Origin of the sequence: Pseudomonas sp. OST1909, assembly GCF_015277575.1 — a bacterium.
Taxonomy (GTDB): domain Bacteria; phylum Pseudomonadota; class Gammaproteobacteria; order Pseudomonadales; family Pseudomonadaceae; genus Aquipseudomonas; species Aquipseudomonas synxantha_A.
In genome coordinates this window covers 5,103,374-5,123,859 of sequence record NZ_CP063780.1, presented here as the reverse complement: position 1 = coordinate 5,123,859, position 20,486 = coordinate 5,103,374, and the positions used below count along the sequence as shown (strand labels likewise).

The 20,486-nt window shown below is 60.9% G+C and carries 16 protein-coding genes; 3 read left to right on the top strand and 13 right to left on the bottom strand.

Annotation, left to right across the window (positions count from 1 at the left end; genetic code table 11):
- Positions 1 to 55: 55 nt before the first annotated feature.
- On the bottom strand, positions 56 to 1,771 hold the full coding sequence (locus tag IH404_RS22320) for a ShlB/FhaC/HecB family hemolysin secretion/activation protein (protein WP_005790852.1): 1,716 nt from the start codon (positions 1,769 to 1,771) through the stop codon (positions 56 to 58).
- A 471-nt stretch (positions 1,772 to 2,242) separates the two neighbouring features.
- Between IH404_RS22320 and nadA the strand changes: the two genes are divergently transcribed.
- Positions 2,243 to 3,301 (top strand): quinolinate synthase NadA, encoded by a 1,059-nt coding sequence (gene nadA / locus IH404_RS22315; RefSeq protein ID WP_032879720.1) that lies wholly within the window; start codon positions 2,243 to 2,245, stop codon positions 3,299 to 3,301.
- Between the two features lie 123 nt (positions 3,302 to 3,424).
- On the opposite strand, the gene IH404_RS22310 is transcribed toward nadA, so the two are convergent.
- From IH404_RS22310 to arcD (IH404_RS22255), 12 genes are all read right to left on the bottom strand, one after another.
- On the bottom strand, positions 3,425 to 3,913 hold the full coding sequence (locus tag IH404_RS22310) for an RDD family protein (protein WP_005790850.1): 489 nt from the start codon (positions 3,911 to 3,913) through the stop codon (positions 3,425 to 3,427).
- Between the two features lie 94 nt (positions 3,914 to 4,007).
- The gene (locus tag IH404_RS22305; protein ID WP_005790849.1) at positions 4,008 to 4,220 is read right to left on the bottom strand and encodes a cold-shock protein; all 213 of its coding nucleotides are present in this window, start codon (positions 4,218 to 4,220) and stop codon (positions 4,008 to 4,010) included.
- Positions 4,221 to 4,613: 393 nt separating this feature from the next.
- Positions 4,614 to 5,738, bottom strand: coding sequence for a glycine cleavage system aminomethyltransferase GcvT (gene gcvT / locus IH404_RS22300; protein WP_005790848.1), 1,125 nt, complete (start codon positions 5,736 to 5,738; stop codon positions 4,614 to 4,616).
- 39 nt (positions 5,739 to 5,777) lie between these two features.
- Positions 5,778 to 7,154 (bottom strand): L-serine ammonia-lyase, encoded by a 1,377-nt coding sequence (locus tag IH404_RS22295; RefSeq protein ID WP_005790847.1) that lies wholly within the window; start codon positions 7,152 to 7,154, stop codon positions 5,778 to 5,780.
- A 162-nt stretch (positions 7,155 to 7,316) separates the two neighbouring features.
- Complete coding sequence (gene gcvP / locus IH404_RS22290; protein ID WP_194439054.1) at positions 7,317 to 10,154, bottom strand: aminomethyl-transferring glycine dehydrogenase; 2,838 nt, start codon at positions 10,152 to 10,154, stop codon at positions 7,317 to 7,319.
- A gap of 10 nt (positions 10,155 to 10,164) precedes the next feature.
- The gene (gene gcvH, locus IH404_RS22285; protein WP_005790845.1) at positions 10,165 to 10,548 is read right to left on the bottom strand and encodes a glycine cleavage system protein GcvH; all 384 of its coding nucleotides are present in this window, start codon (positions 10,546 to 10,548) and stop codon (positions 10,165 to 10,167) included.
- A 346-nt stretch (positions 10,549 to 10,894) separates the two neighbouring features.
- Positions 10,895 to 12,403 carry a sigma-54-dependent transcriptional regulator gene (locus tag IH404_RS22280; RefSeq protein ID WP_005790844.1) on the bottom strand — a complete coding sequence of 503 codons (1,509 nt, stop codon included), beginning with the start codon at positions 12,401 to 12,403 and terminating at the stop codon, positions 10,895 to 10,897.
- Between the two features lie 185 nt (positions 12,404 to 12,588).
- Positions 12,589 to 12,951 carry a DUF5064 family protein gene (locus IH404_RS22275; RefSeq protein ID WP_194439052.1) on the bottom strand — a complete coding sequence of 121 codons (363 nt, stop codon included), beginning with the start codon at positions 12,949 to 12,951 and terminating at the stop codon, positions 12,589 to 12,591.
- Between the two features lie 18 nt (positions 12,952 to 12,969).
- Positions 12,970 to 13,899, bottom strand: a complete 930-nt coding sequence (gene arcC, locus IH404_RS22270) for a carbamate kinase (RefSeq protein ID WP_194439050.1) — start codon at positions 13,897 to 13,899, stop codon at positions 12,970 to 12,972.
- Positions 13,900 to 14,053: 154 nt separating this feature from the next.
- On the bottom strand, positions 14,054 to 15,064 hold the full coding sequence (locus IH404_RS22265; protein ID WP_005790837.1) for an ornithine carbamoyltransferase: 1,011 nt from the start codon (positions 15,062 to 15,064) through the stop codon (positions 14,054 to 14,056).
- 12 nt (positions 15,065 to 15,076) lie between these two features.
- Positions 15,077 to 16,333 carry an arginine deiminase gene (gene arcA, locus IH404_RS22260; RefSeq protein ID WP_122733621.1) on the bottom strand — a complete coding sequence of 419 codons (1,257 nt, stop codon included), beginning with the start codon at positions 16,331 to 16,333 and terminating at the stop codon, positions 15,077 to 15,079.
- 25 nt (positions 16,334 to 16,358) lie between these two features.
- On the bottom strand, positions 16,359 to 17,786 hold the full coding sequence (arcD, locus tag IH404_RS22255; RefSeq protein ID WP_005790833.1) for an arginine-ornithine antiporter: 1,428 nt from the start codon (positions 17,784 to 17,786) through the stop codon (positions 16,359 to 16,361).
- A gap of 404 nt (positions 17,787 to 18,190) precedes the next feature.
- Between arcD (IH404_RS22255) and arcD (IH404_RS22250) the strand changes: the two genes are divergently transcribed.
- Positions 18,191 to 19,618, top strand: a complete 1,428-nt coding sequence (arcD, locus tag IH404_RS22250) for an arginine-ornithine antiporter (RefSeq protein ID WP_005790831.1) — start codon at positions 18,191 to 18,193, stop codon at positions 19,616 to 19,618.
- Positions 19,615 to 20,478: an AlkA N-terminal domain-containing protein gene (locus IH404_RS22245; protein ID WP_194439048.1), complete on the top strand. Its 864-nt coding sequence runs from the start codon at positions 19,615 to 19,617 to the stop codon at positions 20,476 to 20,478. Before arcD (IH404_RS22250) ends, IH404_RS22245 begins: the two co-directional genes overlap by 4 nt.
- The last annotated feature ends 8 nt before the right edge of the window (positions 20,479 to 20,486 follow it).

Genomic DNA, 20,486 nt, shown 5'->3' with positions numbered 1-20,486 from the left:
ACGCTGCTGTGGTGGTCAGGTACGGCGGTTGTCTCAGGCTAAAAACAGCGGTGGTTCATATTTGCAGGCTCAGGCGTGTCAGCCAGACCTCCGGCTCCTGGCGAAAACCTGTGGGAGTGTTGAGGTTGCGTTGGTAATCGATGTCCAGTTGCACGTTCTTCCAGCTCAGGTTGAGCCCAGCACTGGCACCGCTCAGGCGTTGGCTCTGGGCGCCGTGTTCGCGCTTGACCCAGCCGTTGTCCACGCCCAGGCGCGGGGTGATCTTTACCGGTAAGTCGCTGTTAAGCGGCAGGCGCAGGGTGTTGCGCCACACCGCGCCAAGCGCGCCGGAGGTGCTGTTTTCGCGGTAGCCGCGCACCGCCGAGTCGTCGGTGATCAGCAGTTGTTCGATGGCGGGCAGGGCGTCCGGGCTGTATTGCACCGACAGCTGGCTTTGCCACTGCCACGGCTGCGCTGACCATTGGCCGTTGCGCCATTGGGTGAGGTTGGCGCGGTACTTGTGGAACTGCGCCTTGGGGTGTTTTTTTTGCACCTGGTCGGCATCCCGATCGGCGCCGAACCACGTCAGGCCCTGGGCGTAATTGACGTCCAGGTTCCACACCGCACTGTTGAGCCAGAACAGGTTGAGGCCCGCTTCGGCCACCGTCAGCGTCGGGCTCTGAATGTCCAGATGAACCTTTTGCAGGTAACTGTCGACGTCCTTGTAGGCCAGTTGCAGGTTGGCGCTCAGTTGGTGGCTCTGGTCGCGCCACAGCACGCGGTCGCTGCGCAGGCTGAGCTGATCGGTGCGGCCACTGTTGTAAAGCGTCGTGCGGCTGAGCTTGAACGGTGAGCGGTATTCGGCATGGCTGGCGAACAGGCTGTAGGTCCAGTAACCGTAAGGGATGGAATAGAACAGGCTGTGGCTGCGGCTGTAGCGTGGCCCATGGTTGAGCGTGTCACTGAAGCTCAGGTTGAGCGAGTCGTTGATTTGCAACGGGCTGTCCAGGCTCACGCTGATGGCGTTGCGATCACGCCCGGTGCCGGCGCTGCCGAGGTTATCGACCCCAAGCCCGAGCGCCCAGCGCGAGGCACTGCTGCGCGAGCGCAGGATGATGCGTGAGGCGCCGGGTGTGCTGCCGGGGGCGATGTCGGCGGTCAGGTCCACCGAGCGCAGGCGGTTGAGCTGGTCCAGGCCCTGCTCCAGGTCGCGCAGGTTCAGCGGTTTGCCGAGCATCCCGGGGAATGCCCCGCCCAGCGCCACCGGCAGGCTCTGATCGGCCAGCTCGATGGCCTCCAGGTAGCCTTCTTCGACATGAATATCCAACGGCTGCCCGGCGGCCGGCGCACTGATCAGGTACGGGCGGCTGGCGATGTAACCGGCCTCGACGTACAGCTGGGTGATCTGCGCCAGCAGGCGGTTGATCTGCGTGACACCCATGCACGGGGCCAGGTAGGGTTCGATGTGTTTGTCCAGCTCGCTACGGGTGAACAGCGTAACTCCGGCCAGACGCGTACCGCTCAGGGGCCAGCAACCTTCATCCTTGGCAGTCTCTTTTGGCATGGCCGGCGTGGCCGGTTGCGTGCCGAAACTGCCGCGCTGCATTTGGCGCTGGCGTTGCTCCAATTGTAATTGCTGCAAATCGCGCTGCTGTTGCTGCTGCAAGCGCAGGGCTTCCTGGCCGGGCTGTGGGCCATCGGCGGCAGCCACTGGCAGTGCCCACAGGCAGAGCAGGGCGATGCCCAGTTTTCGGGTACAACACAGGTGTGCGGTTGAGAGCTGATGTGGCACTCGACTTCCTTAAACGTAGAAATACACGCGATGCATCCGCCCGAGCCAAACAGTGAACTCAGCGGGACTTGCCACACTTGAGTGAGTGGTAGACGGTTTGTTACATCGCTGTAGGATTTATCACACAATACGTAAGAAAGGTCGCGTAATTAAGTGCTTTTATGCACATTTTTGGTGCAGCTTGAGGTGTGCAGGCCCGTCATTCCTGCGTTTAAAGGCGTTTAAGTGGCAGAGGGATGGTTTGGATTGTTGTCAAGACTTCGCCTAATCGGCTGGACCCGATCAAGGGACGGCAGCTCGCCTCGTTGCCAGATTAGGCTTTTGAATCCATTGGATATTCTGTAGCCTTGCGCAGCTTCAGCTTTACCCGTGCTTGATGAACAAAAACACTTCGTCCGGCGGCGCCCGAAGGGCTCCCGAGCCGGTGGTACACTCGACTTTCGCGCTACTGCGCCTGCAGGTCTTGCGAACATGACGCACATTTCCGAACGCCTACTGGTTCAAGCCCACCTCGACGCCAAACAGCCCAAGGTTCTCAGCGTTGCTGAAGAGGCAAGCTTGCGTACTGCCATCGCCGCCGAGCTCAAGGCTCAGGACGCGGTGCTGGTCGCCCACTTTTACTGCGACCCGGTGATTCAGGCCCTGGCCGAAGAAACTGGCGGCTGTGTTTCCGACTCCCTGGAAATGGCCCGCTTCGGCGCAGCCCACCCAGCCAAGACCGTGCTGGTGGCCGGTGTGCGATTCATGGGGGAGACCGCCAAGATCCTCACCCCGGAAAAACGCATTCTGATGCCTACCCTGGAAGCGACGTGCTCCCTGGACCTGGGGTGCCCGGTGGATGAGTTTTCTGCATTTTGTGATCAGCATCCCGAGCGCACCGTGGTGGTGTACGCCAACACCTCGGCCGCGGTCAAAGCCCGCGCCGATTGGGTGGTGACCTCCAGTTGCGCGCTGGAAATCGTCGAGAGCCTGATGGACAACGGCGAGACCATTATCTGGGGCCCGGACAAACACCTGGGCACCTACATCCAGCGCCAGACCGGCGCCGACATGCTGCTGTGGGACGGTGCCTGCATCGTGCACGAAGAGTTCAAGTCCAAGCAGCTGGAAGACATGAAGGCGCTGTACCCGGATGCGGCGATCCTGGTGCATCCGGAGTCACCGACTTCGGTGATCGAATTGGCGGACGCGGTGGGTTCCACCAGCCAACTGATCGCTGCGGCGCAGCGCTTGCCGAACAAGACCTTTATCGTGGCGACTGATCGCGGCATCTTCTACAAGATGCAGCAGCTGTGTCCGGACAAGGTCTTCATCGAAGCACCCACCGCCGGCAACGGCGCCGCGTGCCGCAGCTGCGCGCACTGCCCGTGGATGGCGATGAATACGCTGGAGCGTACATTGCAGTGTTTGCGTGAGGGCAGTAACGAGATTTTCGTCGAGCCGTCGGTGATTCCGCAGGCGGTGCGGCCGCTCAAGCGGATGTTGGATTTTACCCAGGCTGCACGGTTGAAACTGGCCGGCAACGCCTGAACACAAATCAAAATGTGGGAGCTGGCTTGCCTGCGATAGCGGTCTTGCAGCCAAGCACCTGTGACTGTTACTCCGCTATCGCAGGCAAGCCAGCTCCCACAGTTGATCGGCGATGTGCTTGAGTTACTTCTTTTGCTTCGGGATCCGCACCAGTTGCGTATCCGAATAGATGTCATGCCAGCTGCGTTTGTGTTTATCGAACAACGACCAGATAAACCCCAGCCCCACGCACAACCACGACGCAATCGACACCACAAAACGCAGCAACGCCTGCCACAGGCTGATCCGCGAGCCGTCGGCGTTTTGCACGCGTACGCCCCACACCTGCATGCCCAGGGTTTGCCCCGAATGGGTCCAGAACTTGGCGAAGAAACCAAACAGTACAAACAACAGGATCGTCGACAACAACGGGTCACCGTCCAGCGCGCCGGACTCGGTGAGTGTGCGCATCTTCGCTTCGCCGATGAAGGCGATCCACACCAGCTTGTAGATGAACGCCGTGACGATCAGCAGGGCGGTGCATAACAGGAAGTCATAGAACATCGCTGCCAGGCGACGGCCCAGGCCAACGGCGGGGAATTCGCCCTGGGGGCTCAACAGGGGTTTGGACATGGCAGGGCTCTCTGGAGAAAGCACGCAGTTTACGCAATGGCGCCCATAAAAAAGCCCCTGATGTCATATCAGGGGCTTTTTGTCGCAGTAGGGATCAGCCTTCTGCTTGTACTTCGTCAGCCTGCAGGCCTTTTTGGCCTTGTACTGAAATGAAGGTGACCTTCTGGCCTTCCTTCAGGCTCTTGAAGCCATTGCCCTGAATAGCGCGGAAATGCACGAACAGATCCGGGCCGCTCTCAGGAGTGATAAAACCAAAGCCTTTTTCGTCGTTGAACCACTTGACGGTACCGCTCTGACGCTCAGCCATTTTCTTCTTTCCTTTGACGCTAAAAATTAATGACAGCCCCTTTCACACGAAAGAGTACTGGGCTGGGTTGCAGGAAAGTTAAGAGACGTCGAACGGGTTGTAGCAACTACTTCAGCTACTGCCCAGGTCCAGGTTCCAAGCGACCCATGCAAACACAGTGAGCAAACTCTACGCCAACTAATATGAAAAAAACAAGCCCCGCGCAAGGCCCCGGTTTTGCTGGGGTGCATGACACTTTGTTGAATGCTGAACGGCTGGCTTATTCGATAGAGTAGTTCACTTGTTATAGGGCTATTCCTATAAAAATGACTATCGTAAATGCACTGTTTTATGGCGGTTGCGTTACAGTTTAGTGCACGTTAACGCAACCGCGTTACTTATAGAAACAATCCCTCAGCCGCGATAGTAACGTTGCGGCACAAATGGCATTTTACTTACACGTAGTGGCACCTTTTTCCCACGCACCAACGCAGACACTTCGGTATCCAGTGCAGTGAAGGCCGTGTCCAGGTAACCCATGGCCAGCGGGCCCCCCAGGCTCGGGCCAAAACCGCCGCTGCACACGGTGCCGATCACGGTGCCGTGTTCGTCGACAATCTCTGCACCTTCACGCACCGGGGTGCGCTCCTGAGGCAGCAGGCCCACGCGCTTGCGGCTGACGCCAGCTTGTTGCTGGGTGAAGATCCGGTCGGCGCCGGGGAAAGCGCCGGCACGCGGGCCATCGGCACGCCGGGCCTTGGAGATCGCCCACAGCAGGCTGGCTTCGATCGGGGTGGTGTCGGTGTTCATGTCGTGGCCGTACAGGCACAGGCCGGCTTCCAGGCGCAGCGAATCGCGGGCGCCCAGGCCGATAGCCTGTACTTCGGCTTCGGCCAGCAGGCTGCGTGCGAGGCTTTCGGCATTTTCAGCCGGCACGGAGATTTCGAAGCCGTCTTCACCGGTATAGCCGGAGCGGCTGACATAGCAGTCCACGCCCAGCAAACGCAGGGTGGCGAATTGCATAAAGGTCATCCGGGTGACTTCAGGTGCCAACCGCGCCAGCACCTTCACCGCAGCCGGGCCTTGCAGGGCCAGCAGGGCGCGTTCTTCGAACAGCGGTTCGATGGTGCATTGGTCGCCGATGTGTTGACGCAGGTGTGCCAGGTCCTGGTCCTTGCAGGCGGCATTGACCACCAGGAACAGTTCGTCGTTGCCCAGGTTGGCCACCATCAAGTCGTCGAGGATGCCGCCTTGCTCGTTGGTGAACATGGCGTAGCGCTGCATGCCCACCGGCAGGTCGATGATGTCGACCGGCACCAGGGTTTCCAGGGCCTTGGCGGCATTGGCACCGGTCAGGCGGATCTGGCCCATGTGCGACACGTCGAACAACCCGGCCTGATCACGGGTGTGCTGGTGTTCTTTCATAACACCCAGCGGGTACTGCACCGGCATGTCGTAGCCGGCGAAGGGCACCATGCGTGCGCCCAGTTCGAGGTGCAGGGCGTGCAGAGGGGTTTTCAACAGGGTTTCGGTGGACATATTCAGCTCCTGAAAAACGTGCCGACGCGCTTGTGGGCGTCAGCACTCGATAATGTTGACCGCCAAACCGCCACGGGCGGTTTCCTTGTATTTGCTTTTCATATCGGCGCCGGTCTGGCGCATGGTGCGGATGACCTTGTCGAGGGATACAAAATGCTGCCCGTCGCCGCGCAGGGCCATGCGCACGGCATTGATCGCCTTCACCGAGCCCATGGCATTGCGCTCGATGCACGGCACCTGCACCAACCCGCCAATCGGGTCGCAGGTCAGGCCGAGGTTGTGTTCCATGCCGATCTCGGCGGCGTTTTCCACTTGGGACACGCTGCCGCCCAGCACTTCGCACAGGGCGCCCGCGGCCATGGAACAGGCCACGCCCACTTCACCCTGGCAGCCGACTTCGGCGCCCGAGATCGAGGCGTTTTCCTTGTACAGGATGCCGATGGCGGCGGCGGTGAGCAGGAAGCGCACCACGCCGTCTTCGTTAGCGCCCGGGATAAACCGCATGTAGTAATGCAGCACCGCCGGTACGATCCCCGCTGCACCGTTGGTGGGCGCGGTGACCACGCGCCCGCCATTGGCGTTTTCTTCGTTGACCGCCAGGGCGTAGAGGTTGACCCAGTCCAGCACCGACAGCGGGTCGCGCAGGGCGGACTCGGGGTTCTTGCACAATTGCCTGTGCAGCGCCGCCGCCCGGCGCTTGACCTTCAAGCCTCCGGGCAAGATGCCTTCGTTGCGACAGCCGGCGTCGACGCAGTCCTGCATGACCTGCCAGATTTTCAACAGGCCGCTGCGGGTTTCCGCTTCCGGGCGCCAGGCGCTTTCGTTGGTCAGCATCACCTGGCTGATGGACAGCCCATAGGTGGTGCAATGGCCGAGCAGGTCCTTGGCGTGCTTGAACGGGAAGGTCAAGGGCGTTGCATCTTCGACGATCCGGTCGGCGCCGGCAGCGTCTTCATCCACCACAAACCCACCACCGACCGAGTAGTACTCGCGGCTGCGAATCTGGATGCCGGCGGCGTCAAAGGCGCGGAAGATCATGCCGTTGGGATGGTAGGCGAGGGGTTTGCGAATCATCGCCAGGTGTTCTTTCTCGTTGAACGCAATGCTGTGTTCTCCGAGCAGGTTGAGGCGCCCGTCGCTGCGCATCTGCGCCAGGCGTGCAGCCACGGTTTCGGTATTGACGGTGTCCGGGTGTTCGCCTTCCAGGCCCAGCAGTACGGCCTTGTCGCTGCCGTGGCCTTTGCCGGTGGCGCCGAGCGAGCCATAGAGTTCCACTTTGATGCCGGTGGTGGCGCTCAGCAGGTTGTCACGCTTGAGGCCCTCGACGAATCGAGCCGCCGCACGCATCGGGCCGACGGTGTGGGAGCTGGAGGGGCCGATGCCAATCTTGAACAGGTCGAACACGCTTAAAGACATGAGTTGTTCTCCGGTTTCTTATTATTTTCTGAATACCGACTCGGTCAGTGTGGGAGCCGGGCTTGCCCGCGATCGCGGTGGCTCAGGCAACATCGCTGTCAACTGATACACCGCTATCGCAGGCAAGCCAGCTCCCATAATGACCGCGTTTCTCCAGTCAGATCAGGCGTAGCTCTCGATCGATGGGCATGCGCAAACGAGGTTACGATCGCCAAACACATTGTCGACCCGGCCAACCGGCGGCCAGTACTTGCCTTCGATCAGCGAAGCAACCGGGTACACCGCTTGCTCACGGCTGTAGGGGTGGCTCCATTCGCCCACCAGTTCAGCAGCGGTGTGCGGCGCGTTCTTGAGCGGGTTGTCGTCCTTGTCCAACGTGCCGTTTTCCACTGCACGGATCTCTTCGCGGATGGCGATCATGGCGTCGCAGAAGCGGTCCAGTTCTTCCTTGGATTCACTTTCGGTCGGCTCGATCATCAAGGTGCCGGCCACCGGGAACGACATGGTCGGCGCATGGAAACCAAAATCGATCAGGCGCTTGGCCACGTCGTCCACGCTGATGCCGCTGCTGTCTTTCAACGGGCGCAGGTCGAGGATGCATTCGTGGGCCACCAGGCCGTTGCTGCCGGTATAGAGCACGGGGTAATGCTCTTCGAGGCGACGGGAGATGTAGTTGGCATTCAGGATCGCCAACTGCGACGCGCGCTTGAGGCCGGCGCCGCCCATCATGCTGATGTACATCCAGGTGATCGGCAAAATGCTCGCGCTGCCGAACGGTGCGGCGCATACCGCGCCTTCCTTGCGTTCCATGGCCGCGTGGCCGGGCAGGAACGGCGTGAGGTGCGACTTGACGCCAATCGGGCCAACACCCGGGCCGCCACCGCCATGGGGGATGCAGAAGGTCTTGTGCAGGTTCAGGTGGGACACGTCGCCGCCGAACTTGCCCGGTGCGCAGAGGCCGACCATCGCGTTCATGTTGGCGCCGTCGATGTACACCTGGCCGCCGTTGTCGTGGATGATCGCGCAGATTTCGCGGATGCCTTCCTCGAACACACCGTGAGTGGACGGGTAGGTGATCATCAGCGCGGCGAGGTGCTCACGGTGTTCGATGGCCTTGGCGCGCAGGTCTTCGATGTCCACGTTGCCGCGCGCATCGCAAGCGGTTACCACTACGCGCATACCGGCCATGTTGGCGGTGGCGGGATTGGTGCCGTGGGCCGACGACGGGATCAGGCAGATGTCGCGACGTTCTTCGCCACGGCTCTGGTGATAGGCGCGGATGGCCAGGAGGCCTGCGTATTCACCCTGGGAACCCGCGTTGGGCTGCAAGGAGATCGCATCGTAGCCGGTCGCCGCGCAGAGCATGGCTTCCAGTTCGGTGGTCAGTTGCAGGTAGCCGGCGCTTTGCGCGGCGGGGGCGAAAGGGTGCAGGGCACCGAACTCGGCCCAGGTCACCGGGATCATTTCGCTGGCGGCGTTGAGCTTCATGGTGCACGAACCCAGCGGGATCATGGTGCGGTCCAGTGCCAGGTCCTTGTCGGCCAGCTTGCGCAGGTAGCGCATCAGCTCGGTTTCGGAGTGATAGCGGTTGAACACCGGGTGGCTGAGGATCGGCGACTGGCGCAGCAGGGCGGCCGGCAGGGTGCTGTCGGTTGCAGCGAAGGCCGGCAGGGTTTTGCCGTCGGCGAAGATGGCCCACAAGGCCTGGATATCAGCCTGGGTGGTGGTTTCGTCGACCGACAGGCCAACACGCTCGGCGTCCACGACGCGCAGGTTGATGCGCTGGGCGCGGGCCTTGTCATGCAGGGCGGCGGTGTGGGTGCCGGTGTTGATTGTCAGGGTGTCGAAGAAGTGTTGCTGCTCGACTTTCAAGCCCAGGGCCGTCAAGCCCTTGGCCAGGGTCGCGGTCAACTGGTGAATGCGCTGGGCGATCTGGGTCAGGCCCTTGGGGCCGTGGTACACGGCGTACATGCTGGCGATATTGGCCAGCAGCACTTGGGCGGTGCAGATATTGCTGGTGGCTTTCTCGCGGCGGATATGTTGCTCGCGAGTCTGCATGGCCAGGCGCAGGGCCGGCCTGCCGAAGCGGTCTACCGACACGCCGACCAGACGGCCTGGCATATCGCGCTTGAACGCATCCTTGGTGGAGAAGTACGCCGCGTGCGGGCCACCGAAGCCCAGCGGCACGCCGAAGCGTTGTGCGCTGCCAATAGCGACGTCGGCGCCGAATTCACCCGGCGGGGTCAGCAGGGTCAGGGCCAGCAGGTCGGCGGCCACGGCTACCAGTGCGTTGGCGGCGTGGAAGCGCTCGGTCAGTTCGTGGTAATCGAATACATCGCCGTTGCTGGCCGGGTATTGCAGCAGGGCGCCGAAGAACGGGCTGACGTCGGTCAGTTCGCGCTCATCGCCCACCACCACGTCGATGCCCAGTGGCTCGGCACGGGTGCGCAGTACGTCGAGGGTTTGCGGGTGGCTGTGCACCGAAGCGAAGAATGCGTTGCTGCCTTTGTTCTTGCTCAGGCGCTTGCAGAAGGTCATGGCTTCGGCGGCGGCGGTGGCTTCATCGAGCAGGGAAGCGTTGGCAATCGGCAGGCCGGTGAGGTCGCTGATCAGGGTCTGGAAATTGAGCAGCGCTTCCAGGCGGCCCTGGGAAATCTCGGGTTGATAGGGCGTGTAAGCGGTGTACCAGGCCGGGTTTTCCAGCAGGTTGCGCAGGATCGGCGACGGCGTGTGGCAGTTGTAATAGCCCTGGCCGATGTAGGTCTTGAACAGTTGGTTCTTTCCGGCAATGGCCTTGATCTTGGCCAGGGCCTCTGCTTCGCTCAAGCCGTCTTCCAGGCCGAGCACGCTGGTACCCTTGATGCTTTCCGGGATCACGCTGGCGCTGAGGGCTTCGAGGGAATCAAAGCCCAGGCTGGCGAGCATTTGCTGCTCATCTTCCTGGCGCGGGCCGATGTGGCGGGCGATGAATTCGTTGGCGGTGGTCAGATTAACGGTCATGGCGCGCTCCTCAGGCTTCTGCGTTGGCTTTGATCAGACGGTCGTACGCATCCTGATCCAACAGCTTAGCCACTGCATCGGCGTCGGCGGGTTTAAAGCGGAAGAACCAGCCTTCGCCCATCGGGTCTTCGTTGACCAGTTCCGGGCTGCCATCGAGTTTGTCGTTCACTTCCAGCACTTCACCGTCCAGCGGCATGTAGACGCCGCTGGCGGCTTTGACCGATTCCACGGTGGAGGCTTCGGCGCCCTTGTCGTAAGCCTGCAACTCCGGCAGTTGCACGAAAACCACATCACCCAGCGCGTTCTGCGCGAAAGCGGTGATGCCCACGGTGACGCTGCCATCGGCTTCGGCGCGCAGCCATTCGTGATCTTCAGTGAAACGCAACTCGCTCATGGAAACTCCTCAGGGCCAGAATCGTCTGGTGGACGGGATTGGAATAATGGGGAGTTGCTTAGCAATATTGCGGCCAAGGTTATTAAATCTTTATAAATCAGATACTTGATGAAAATAGCTATAACGTTGGCGTGTTTGGGTGTAGCGATTTCGCTACAGTCGAGTGCGTTAAAAAAAGCCTATGTGGATCAAAGCCTTGCAGGGCGCGTAGAAAACAGGGTTGTAGCGATATCGTTACGCTGTAGCGCTTTCAGTACACTGAATGTCGTTCCTGGACCAAATTTTGGAATGCTCTCCAAATGTGGGAGGGGGCTTGCTCCCACATTTGTTTGTATTCCAACTTGAATCAGGGTTTGTTGGGGATGCCGTATTTGCGCAAGCGATGGGCAATTGCGGTATGTGAGGTCTGTAGGCGGCTGGCGAGCTGGCGCGTCGAGGGGTAGCTGGCGTAGAGCTTTTCCAGCAGATCGCGCTCAAAGTCTTCCACCGCCTGTTCCAGGCTGTCGACTTCGCCATCGCTCTGGCGCGCCACCGACGTACCGGCGATGTCCAGGTCGCCGATATCTACCAGGCTTCCTTCGCAGATGGCCGCAGCGCGGAAGATCACGTTTTGCAGTTGCCGCACGTTGCCCGGCCAGCGGTTGCCCAGCAGCGCCGGGTAAGTGCCGGGCGCCAGGCGGCAGACCGGGCGCTGGATCTGCGCGCAGGCTTGCTGCATGAAATAGCGGGCCAGCAGCAGGATGTCCTGGCCGCGTTCGCGCAGCGGCGGCACTTCAACGTTAAGCACATTGAGGCGGTAGAACAGGTCTTCGCGAAAGGTGCCCTCACTGACCATTTTTTCCAGGTCGCGGTGGGTAGCGCTGAGGATGCGCACATTGACCTTCACCTCACGGTCACCGCCCACCCGACGAAAGCTGCCGTCATTGAGAAAACGCAGCAACTTGGCTTGCAGGTACGGTGACATCTCGCCGATCTCATCGAGAAACACCGTGCCCTGGTTCGCCAGTTCCATCAGCCCTGGCTTGCCACCGCGCTGGGCGCCGGTAAAGGCGCCAGGGGCGTAACCGAACAACTCGCTTTCGGCGAGGTTTTCCGGCAGCGCCGCGCAGTTCAACGCCAAAAACGGCGCACTGTGGCGCGTGCTGATCGCGTGGCAGGCGCGGGCCACCAGCTCCTTGCCGGTGCCGGTTTCGCCCTGGATCAGCAGCGGTGCATCCAGCGCCGCCACCCGTTGTGCCCGGGCCTTGAGGGTGCGGATCGCCGGGGATTCGCCCAGCAGCGCATCAAAACCTTCAGCATGGTCGTGGTGCAGCGCCGATAGCTGTTCGCCGATGCGGTTGGGCTGGTAGAGGGTGAGCAGGGCACCGGCGTCGGTGATCGGCGTGGCGTCCAGCAGCAGGGTCTGGCCATTGACGCTGATCTCGCGCAACGGCAAGCGAAAGCCATGCTCCAGCAAGGTCTCCAGCAGCGCAGGGTCGTTGAACAACTCGGCGATGCTTTCGCCGGCAGGTTCGCGCCCGTACAGCGCGATCAATGCCGGGTTGGCCAGCAAAATCTTGCCCGCGCTGTCCAGGGCCAGCACCGGGTCGGTCATGGCTGCCAGCAGAGCGTCCAGTTGCAGGTGGCGGCGTTGGCCCGGGAGGATGTCGACCACCTTCACCGCTTGCACGCCGTGCACGCTGAACAACGCATCGCGCAGCTCTTCGAGCACCTCGGCGCTGAGGGTGGGGGCGTCGATATAGACGTTGGGCGGCACCATCTCCACCGCATCCAGGTTGAGATTGCGCCCACCGAGCAAGGCCAGGACTTCCTGGGTAATGCCGACGCGGTCGATGAAGCTGACGTGGATACGCATGGGGCGGTTGGCAATTCTGGAGAGCAGAGGTGGCAAGTATGCCTGAGAGGTGATGGAGATCAAAAATGTGGGAGGGGGGTTGCCTGCGACGGCGAACGATCAGTCAATACTTGCGGCGACTGATCCACCGCTATCGCAGGCAAGCCAGCTCCCACACTTGATCTGTTTTGGCTGTGGGGGCGGGGTTACTCCAGGTGTTCGGGTTTGACTGGATCACCTGATTTCACATCCAGCTGATGCCGCACATCCTCGAACATCAAGTCGTACTGCTTGTGCATCGAACCGTTCAACACCGCGACCTTCGGCATGCCGTATTTCTGCGCGATGTTCATTGCATGCCGTGCAAAGTCGAATGCCTGGTCCTTGGGCAGGAAGAACTCCTCCTTGAGGTCCTTGCCCTGCACCGAACCGTGCAGTTTGAATAACATGCCTTTGCCTTCCTTGGGGTCCTGGCTGACTTCATAGTCGATGCACAGGTTGTAGCTGTAGTCGTCCTTGTTGAGCGCGTGACGTTCGACGTGCAAGTGACCGGGTTCAAAGATAGCCATAGGCGTTTCTCCTCTACTTCACAGATAGGTGATGCCAGGTGTGGCCGTGCTGATGCGGGTGCCGGCGCTGCCCTGGACGATGGCTTCGATGTCCGAGAGTGAACCGATCACCGCGGTTTTGCCAGTCTGGCGGGCGAACTCGCAGGCTGCCTGTACCTTGGGGCCCATGGAGCCCGCGGCGAAGCCGAGTTTTTCCATGTCGTCCGGGTGGGCCTGGCTGATGGCCTTCTGGGTTGGCTTGCCGAAGTCGATAAAAGCGGCATTGACGTCGGTGGCGATTACCAGCAGGTCGGCGTCCAGTTGCGCGGCCAGCAGCGACGAGCACAGGTCTTTGTCGATCACCGCTTCAATGCCGCGCAGCTTGCCGTCTTCGCCATACATCGTCGGGATGCCGCCGCCGCCGGCGCAGATCACGATGGCTTTTTTCTCCAGCAGCCATTTGATCGGGCGGATTTCAAAGATGCGTTTGGGGCGCGGGCTGGCAACCACACGGCGGTATTTGTCGCCATCGGGGGCGATGGCCCAGCCTTTTTCGGCGGCGAGTTGTTCCGCCTCGGCTTTGGCATACACCGGGCCAATAGGCTTGGTGGGGTTCTGGAAGGCCGGGTCCTTGGCGTCCACTTCCACCTGGGTGAGCAGAGTGGCGAACGGCACTTCAAAGTCCAGCAGGTTGCCAAGTTCCTGTTCGATGATGTAGCCGATCATGCCTTCGGTTTCAGCGCCCAGTACGTCCAGCGGGTAGGGTGAGACGCTGGTGTAGGCCGCCGCCTGCAACGACAGCAGGCCGACTTGCGGGCCATTGCCGTGGGCGATCACCAGCTCGTTGCCGGCGTGGATCTTGGCGATCTGTTCGGTAGCGATGCGGATATTGGCGCGTTGGTTGTCTGCGGTCATGGGTTCACCACGGCGCAGGAGGGCATTGCCGCCCAGGGCTACGACGATGCGCATAGAGAATGTCCTTTCAGGGAACGCATGAACACCTTGGTCAATGTGGGAGCTGGCTTGCCTGCGATGGGGGCCTGGCAGGCGACCTGCTGTTGCCAGGCCCACCGCTATCGCAGGCAAGCCAGCTCCCACACTGACGGTGTTCACACCGTGGAAATTAAATGTCTGCCAACGCCGACACCAGGATCGCCTTGATGGTATGCATGCGGTTTTCCGCCTGCTCAAACGCGATATTGGCCGGCGACTCGAAGACTTCCTCGGTCACTTCCACGCCGTTGGCCAGGTGCGGATAGCGCGCAGCGATGTCCTTGCCGACCTTGGTTTCGCTGTTATGGAACGCCGGCAAGCAGTGCATGAATTTCACCCGGGGGTTGCCCGAGGCTTTCATCATCTTGGCGTTGACCTGGTACGGCAGCAGTTGCTCGATACGCTCGTCCCACGCTTCCACCGGCTCGCCCATGGACACCCAGATATCGGTGTGGATGAAGTCCACGCCCTTCACTGCTTCTTTCGGGTCTTCAGTGATGGTGATGCGTGCGCCGCTTTCCTCGGCAAACGCCTGGCATTGCTTGATGAAATCCTCGTGCGGCCACAGCGCTTTCGGCGCGCCGATGCGCACGTCCATGCCGAGCTTGGCGCCGATCATCAGCAGCGAGTTGCCCATGTTGTAGCGGGCGTCCCCGAGGTAGGCGTAGCTGATGTCATGCAGCGGCTTGTCGCTGTGTTCGCGCATGGTCAGGGTGTCGGCGATCATTTGGGTCGGGTGGAATTCGGCAGTGAGGCCGTTGAACACCGGCACACCGGCGAACTTGGCCAGCTCTTCGACGATTTCCTGTTCGAAGCCACGGTACTCGATGGCATCGAACATCCGGCCCAGGACACGGGCGGTGTCTTTCATGCTTTCTTTGTGGCCGATCTGCGACGACACCGGGTCGATGTAGGTGACGTGGGCGCCCTGGTCATGGGCCGCGACTTCGAAGGCGCAACGGGTGCGGGTCGAGGTTTTTTCGAAGATCAACGCGATGTTCTTGCCTTGCAGGTGCGGACGCTCGGTGCCGGTGTACTTAGCGCGCTTGAGGTCGCGGGACAGGTCCAGCAGGTAGTTCAGTTCGCGAGTAGTGTGGTGCATCAGCGACAGCAGGCTGCGGTTGCGCATATTGAAAGCCATGATGGAATCTCCTTAATAGTCGATAGGGTCGCGGATGATCGGGCAGGTCATGCAGTGGCCGCCGCCACGGCCACGGCCGAGCTCACCGGCGCTGATGGTGATGACTTCCACACCGGCCTTGCGCAGCAAGGTGTTGGTGTAGGTGTTGCGGTCGTAACCGATCACCACGCCGGGTTCCACGGCCACTACGTTGTTGCCGTCATCCCACTGCTCGCGTTCGGCGGCGAAGCTGTTGCCGCCGGTCTCGACCACGCGCAGGGCCTTGAGGTTGAGCGCTGCGGCGACGGTTTCGAGGAAGTTGGTTTTCTCCCGTTGAATGTCGATACCGTGAGGCTTGCTTTCGTCAGGGCGCAGGGTGAACGGCACGATCTGGTTGACCACTTCCGGGAAGACGGTGACCAGGTCGCGGTCGCAGAAGCTGAACACGGTGTCCAGGTGCATCGCTGCGCGGGATTTGGGCAGGCCGGCCACGATGACGCGCTCCACCGCTTTGTTCTTGAACAGGTTGCGCGCCAGTTGGCCGATGGCTTGGTGGGACGAGCGCTCGCCCATGCCGATCAACACCACGCCGTTGCCAATCGGCATCACGTCGCCGCCTTCCAGTGTGGCAGCGCCGTGCTCCTGGTCGGGGTCGCCGTACCAGATCTGGAAATCTGCGTTGGTGAACTCCGGGTGGAACTTGTAGATGGCGGAGGTCAGCAGGGTTTCCTGGCGTCGCGCCGGCCAGTACATCGGGTTGAGCGTTACGCCGCCATAGATCCAGCAGGTGGTGTCGCGGGTGAACTGGGTGTTGGGCAGCGGCGGCAGGATGAAGCTGGCGTGGCCGAGGAAGTCGCGGAACATCTCGATGGTCTTGCCACCAAAGCTGCTCGGCAGGTCATCGGCCGAGACACCGCCAATCAGGAACTCGCTGATCTTGCGCGGCTCAAGGCTACGCAGCCACGAGCCGACTTCGTCGACCAGGCCCAGGCCCACGGTGTTGGCGGTGATCTTGCGTTGCAGGATCCAGTCCAGCGCTTCGGGGATGGCGACGATATCGGTGAGCAGGTTGTGCATTTCCAGCACATCAATATCCCGCTCGCGCATCTTGGTCACGAAGTCGAAGTGGTCGCGTTTGGCCTGGGCCACCCACAGCACGTCATCGAACAGCAGCTCGTCGCAGTTGTTGGGGGTCAGCCGCTGGTGGGCCAAACCTGGGGAGCACACCATGACTTTGCGCAGTTTGCCGGCTTCGGAATGTACGCCGTACTTAACTTTTTCCGTGGTCATTACAGATCCTCCAGTGAACATACAATTACAGAGTCAGGAAGCCGTCGTAGAGCCCATAGGCCGCCACCAGGGCGCCAATGACCACTGCGGCAAAAATCAGCTTCTCGACGTTGGTGAAAATCGGTTTGCCCAGTTCACGCTTGGCCTTGGCGAACAGGATCGCGCCAGGGGCGTAGAGCAGGGCGGAGAGCAGCAGGTATTTGGTGCCGCCGGCATAGAGCAGCCAGATCGCGTAGATCAGGGCGATGGCGCCGATGAACAGGTCTTTCTTGCGCTCCTTGAGCGCGTTTTCGTAGGTCTCGCCGCGCACCGCCAGCAGCAGGGCGTAGGCCGCCGACCACAGGTAAGGCACCAGGATCATCGAGGTGGCGAGGTAGATCAGCGACAGGTAGGTGCTCGCGGAAAACAGGGTGATCACCAAAAATATCTGCACCATCGCGTTGGTCAGCCACAGGGCGTTGACCGGCACATGGTTGGCGTTTTCCTTGCGCAGGAACTCCGGCATGGTGTGGTCCTTGGCGGCGGCAAACATGATCTCCGCACACAGAAGCACCCACGACAGCAACGCGCCCAGCAACGAGATGATCAGGCCGACGCTGATCAGCACCGCACCCCAGTGGCCCACCACATGCTCAAGCACGGCAGCCATCGACGGGTTCTGCAACTTGGCCAGTTCCGGTTGGGTCATGATCCCCAAAGACAGCACGTTCACCAGCATCAGGAACAGCAGCACAGTGATAAAACCAATCACGGTGGCCTTGCCCACGTCGCTGCGTTTCTCGGCACGGGAGGAAAAGATGCTCGCGCCTTCGATGCCGATGAACACCCACACGGTGACCAGCATCATGTTGCGCACCTGGTTCATCACACTGCCCAGGTCGGGGTTTTTCACACCCCAGATGTCAGCGGTGAAGATGTCCAGCTTGAACGCGAACAGGGCGATGAGCACGAACAGCAGTAGCGGCACGACCTTGGCGACCGTGGTCACCAGGTTGATGAACGCTGCTTCCTTGATGCCGCGCAGCACCAGAAAGTGCACCGCCCACAGCAGTACCGAGGCACCTATCACCGCCGCTGGCGTGTTGCCTTCGCCAAAGATCGGGAAGAAGTAACCCAGGGTGCTGAACAAGAGTACGAAGTACCCGACGTTGCCCAGCCAGGCACTGATCCAGTAGCCCCAGGCTGATGAAAACCCCATGTAATCGCCGAAACCGGCCTTGGCGTAGGCGTACACCCCGCCGTCGAGATCGGGCTTGCGGTTGGCGAGGGTCTGGAACACGAATGCGAGGGTCAACATGCCGATGGCGGTGATCACCCAACCAATCAACACGGCGCCTACGTCGGCACTGGCGGCCATGTTTTGCGGGAGTGAAAAGATCCCGCCGCCAATCATTGAGCCCACGACAAGTGCAACCAGCGCACCAAGCCTAAGTTTTCCGGGAGAATCAGACATTGCGTGACTCCAATGCAGGAGAAGAGAGATCACAGAATAATTCCGTGCGCTAATAAAACAGCTGACTCAGATCACTTCATTGGCACATTCCATTGTGAATTAACGACTTAGGGTGGCAGTTGCGGGGCGACACGGCCTGTGCAAAGGCGCTCGCTAGAGCGGTCTCCTACAATGTGGTTAATCATTTGGTCAGGGGCATGGATGTTGACGCTAGTTCGTATTTGCGGATGTGCAAACTTTTTGTACGTTGTCTGACGAGCGCTTCATAATTGCCGTATTTAAATTCTAAATAAGCCTAAACTTCCCGCGTTTACATACCCATATGTTATGAAGCGCTAGCGTCATTAAATTGAATTAGTTGAGTGCGCGGTGGTCGGCTCAAACATTTATTGCGAGGAACCTGCATGTCTCAACCAGCCCAGAAACTTCGGCTCAGTGCCCTGATCGCCCTGGTAGTAGGTTCGATGATCGGCGGCGGGATCTTCTCGCTCCCGCAAAACATGGCAGCCCGCGCCGAAGTGGGAGCAGTGCTGATCGGTTGGGCCATTACCGCGGTTGGCATGTTGACCCTGGCGTTTGTGTTCCAGACCCTGGCCAACCGCAAACCGGAACTGGATTCCGGGGTGTACGCCTACGCCAAGGCCGGCTTCGGCGATTACATGGGGTTCTCCTCGGCCTGGGGCTACTGGATCAGTGCGTGGATGGGCAACGTCGGCTATTTCGTGTTGCTGTTCAGCACCCTGGGTTACTTTTTCCCGGCGTTCGGTCAGGGCAATACACCACTGGCCATCGGTTGTGCATCGCTGTTGCTGTGGGCGGTGCATTTTCTGGTGATGCGCGGGATCAAGGAAGCGGCGTTCATCAACCAGATCACCACCGTGGCGAAGATCGTGCCGCTGCTGATGTTTATCGTGATTGCCGCCGTAGCGTTCAAGGCCGACATCTTCACCCGTGATATCTGGGGCCTGGGCAATCCGCAGATGGGCAGCGTGGTCGAGCAGGTGCGCCACATGATGCTGGTCACGGTGTTTGTGTTTATCGGTATCGAAGGCGCCAGTGTGTACTCGGCGCGGGCCGAGAAACGCTCGGATGTGGGGCGCGCGACGGTGATTGGTTTCCTGGGGGTGCTGGCGCTGCTGGTGCTGGTGAATGTGCTGTCGTTGGGCATCATGGGCCAGCCGGAACTGGCGCAGTTGCAGAACCCGTCCCTGGCGGGCGTGCTGGAACACATTGTCGGGCCCTGGGGAGCGATATTGATCAGCCTCGGCCTGGCGGTTTCGCTGCTCGGGGCATTGCTTTCGTGGGCGTTGCTCTGCGCGGAAATCCTCTATGCCACTGCCCATGACAAGACCATGCCGGCGTTCCTGAAAAAGGAAAATGCCAATCAGGTGCCGGTTAACGCGTTGTGGCTGACCAATGTGATGATCCAGGCATTTCTGGTGATCACGCTGTTTTCGGCCAGTACCTACACCACCCTGATCTACCTGGCGTCGTCGATGATTCTGGTGCCGTACCTGTGGTCGGCGGCCTATGCGGTGCTGTTGAGCGCGCGTGGCGAAACCTATCAAGGCGCTCAGCGCCGACGCATGAAAGATCTGCTGGTAGGCTTGATTGCTCTCGGTTACGCGGTGTGGCTGCTGTATGCGGGCGGTTTGAAATATCTGCTGCTGTCGGCGCTGCTGTATGCACCGGGTGTGATCCTGTTTGCCCTGGCCAAGCGGGAGCAGGGCCGCCCGTTGTTTACCTCGCTTGAAAAAGGCATTTTCGGTTGTGTGATCGCGGGCGCCGGGTTAGCCGCGTATGGGCTGTATAGCGGGGTATTGTCGCTGTGAGGTTGGCGTATCAACCGCCTTATGACTGGGCGGCGATGGTGGCGTTCTTATCGGCCCGGGCAATCACCGGGTTGGAAACCGTGGTGGCCGGAGTGTATCGACGCAGCATCAGTGTGGCCGGGCGACATGGCTGGATCAGCGTCGAGCCGGGGGCGGGGGATTGGCTGGAGGTGACGGTCGACTTTCCCGAGCCGACCGCGCTGCCCGAGATCGAGCGGCGCCTGCGCAGGATGTTTGATCTGGACGCCGTGCCCGCCGTGATCAACCTGCAATTGGCCAGGGACCCGTTGATGGCGCAACTGGTTGCGGCTCGACCAGGGCTGCGGTTGCCGGGTACATGGGACGGCCTGGAGTTGGCCATTCGCGCAGTGCTGGGCCAGCAGATCACGGTGGTGGCGGCGATCCGGTTGGCGGGCAAGCTGGTGGCGCAGTATGGCCAGCCGTTGCAAACCCCCCACGCCGGTATTACTCACCTGTTCCCGGCACCCGAGGTGCTGGCGGCGGCGGACCTGGCGGCCCTGGGCATGCCCAAGGCGCGAGGCCGCACCTTGTCCGGTGTGGCCCAGGCGTTGTTGGATGACCCTCGGATTTTCGAGCCCAAGGCCAGTCTCAAGGACGGTGTTGCACGGTTGGTGGCGTTGCCGGGGATTGGCGACTGGACCGCGCAGTACATCGCCATGCGCCAGTTGCGCGAGGCGGATGCGTTTGCGTCGGGGGACATTGGCTTGATCAATGCGCTGACGGCGCTGGAAGGCGAGCCGGTGTCGGCACGGCAGTTGCTGGCGCGGGCCGAGGCGTGGCGGCCGTTGAGGGCGTATGCGGCGCAGCATTTGTGGACGTCTTTGGGGCGGGGGGATTGATGGGGGCT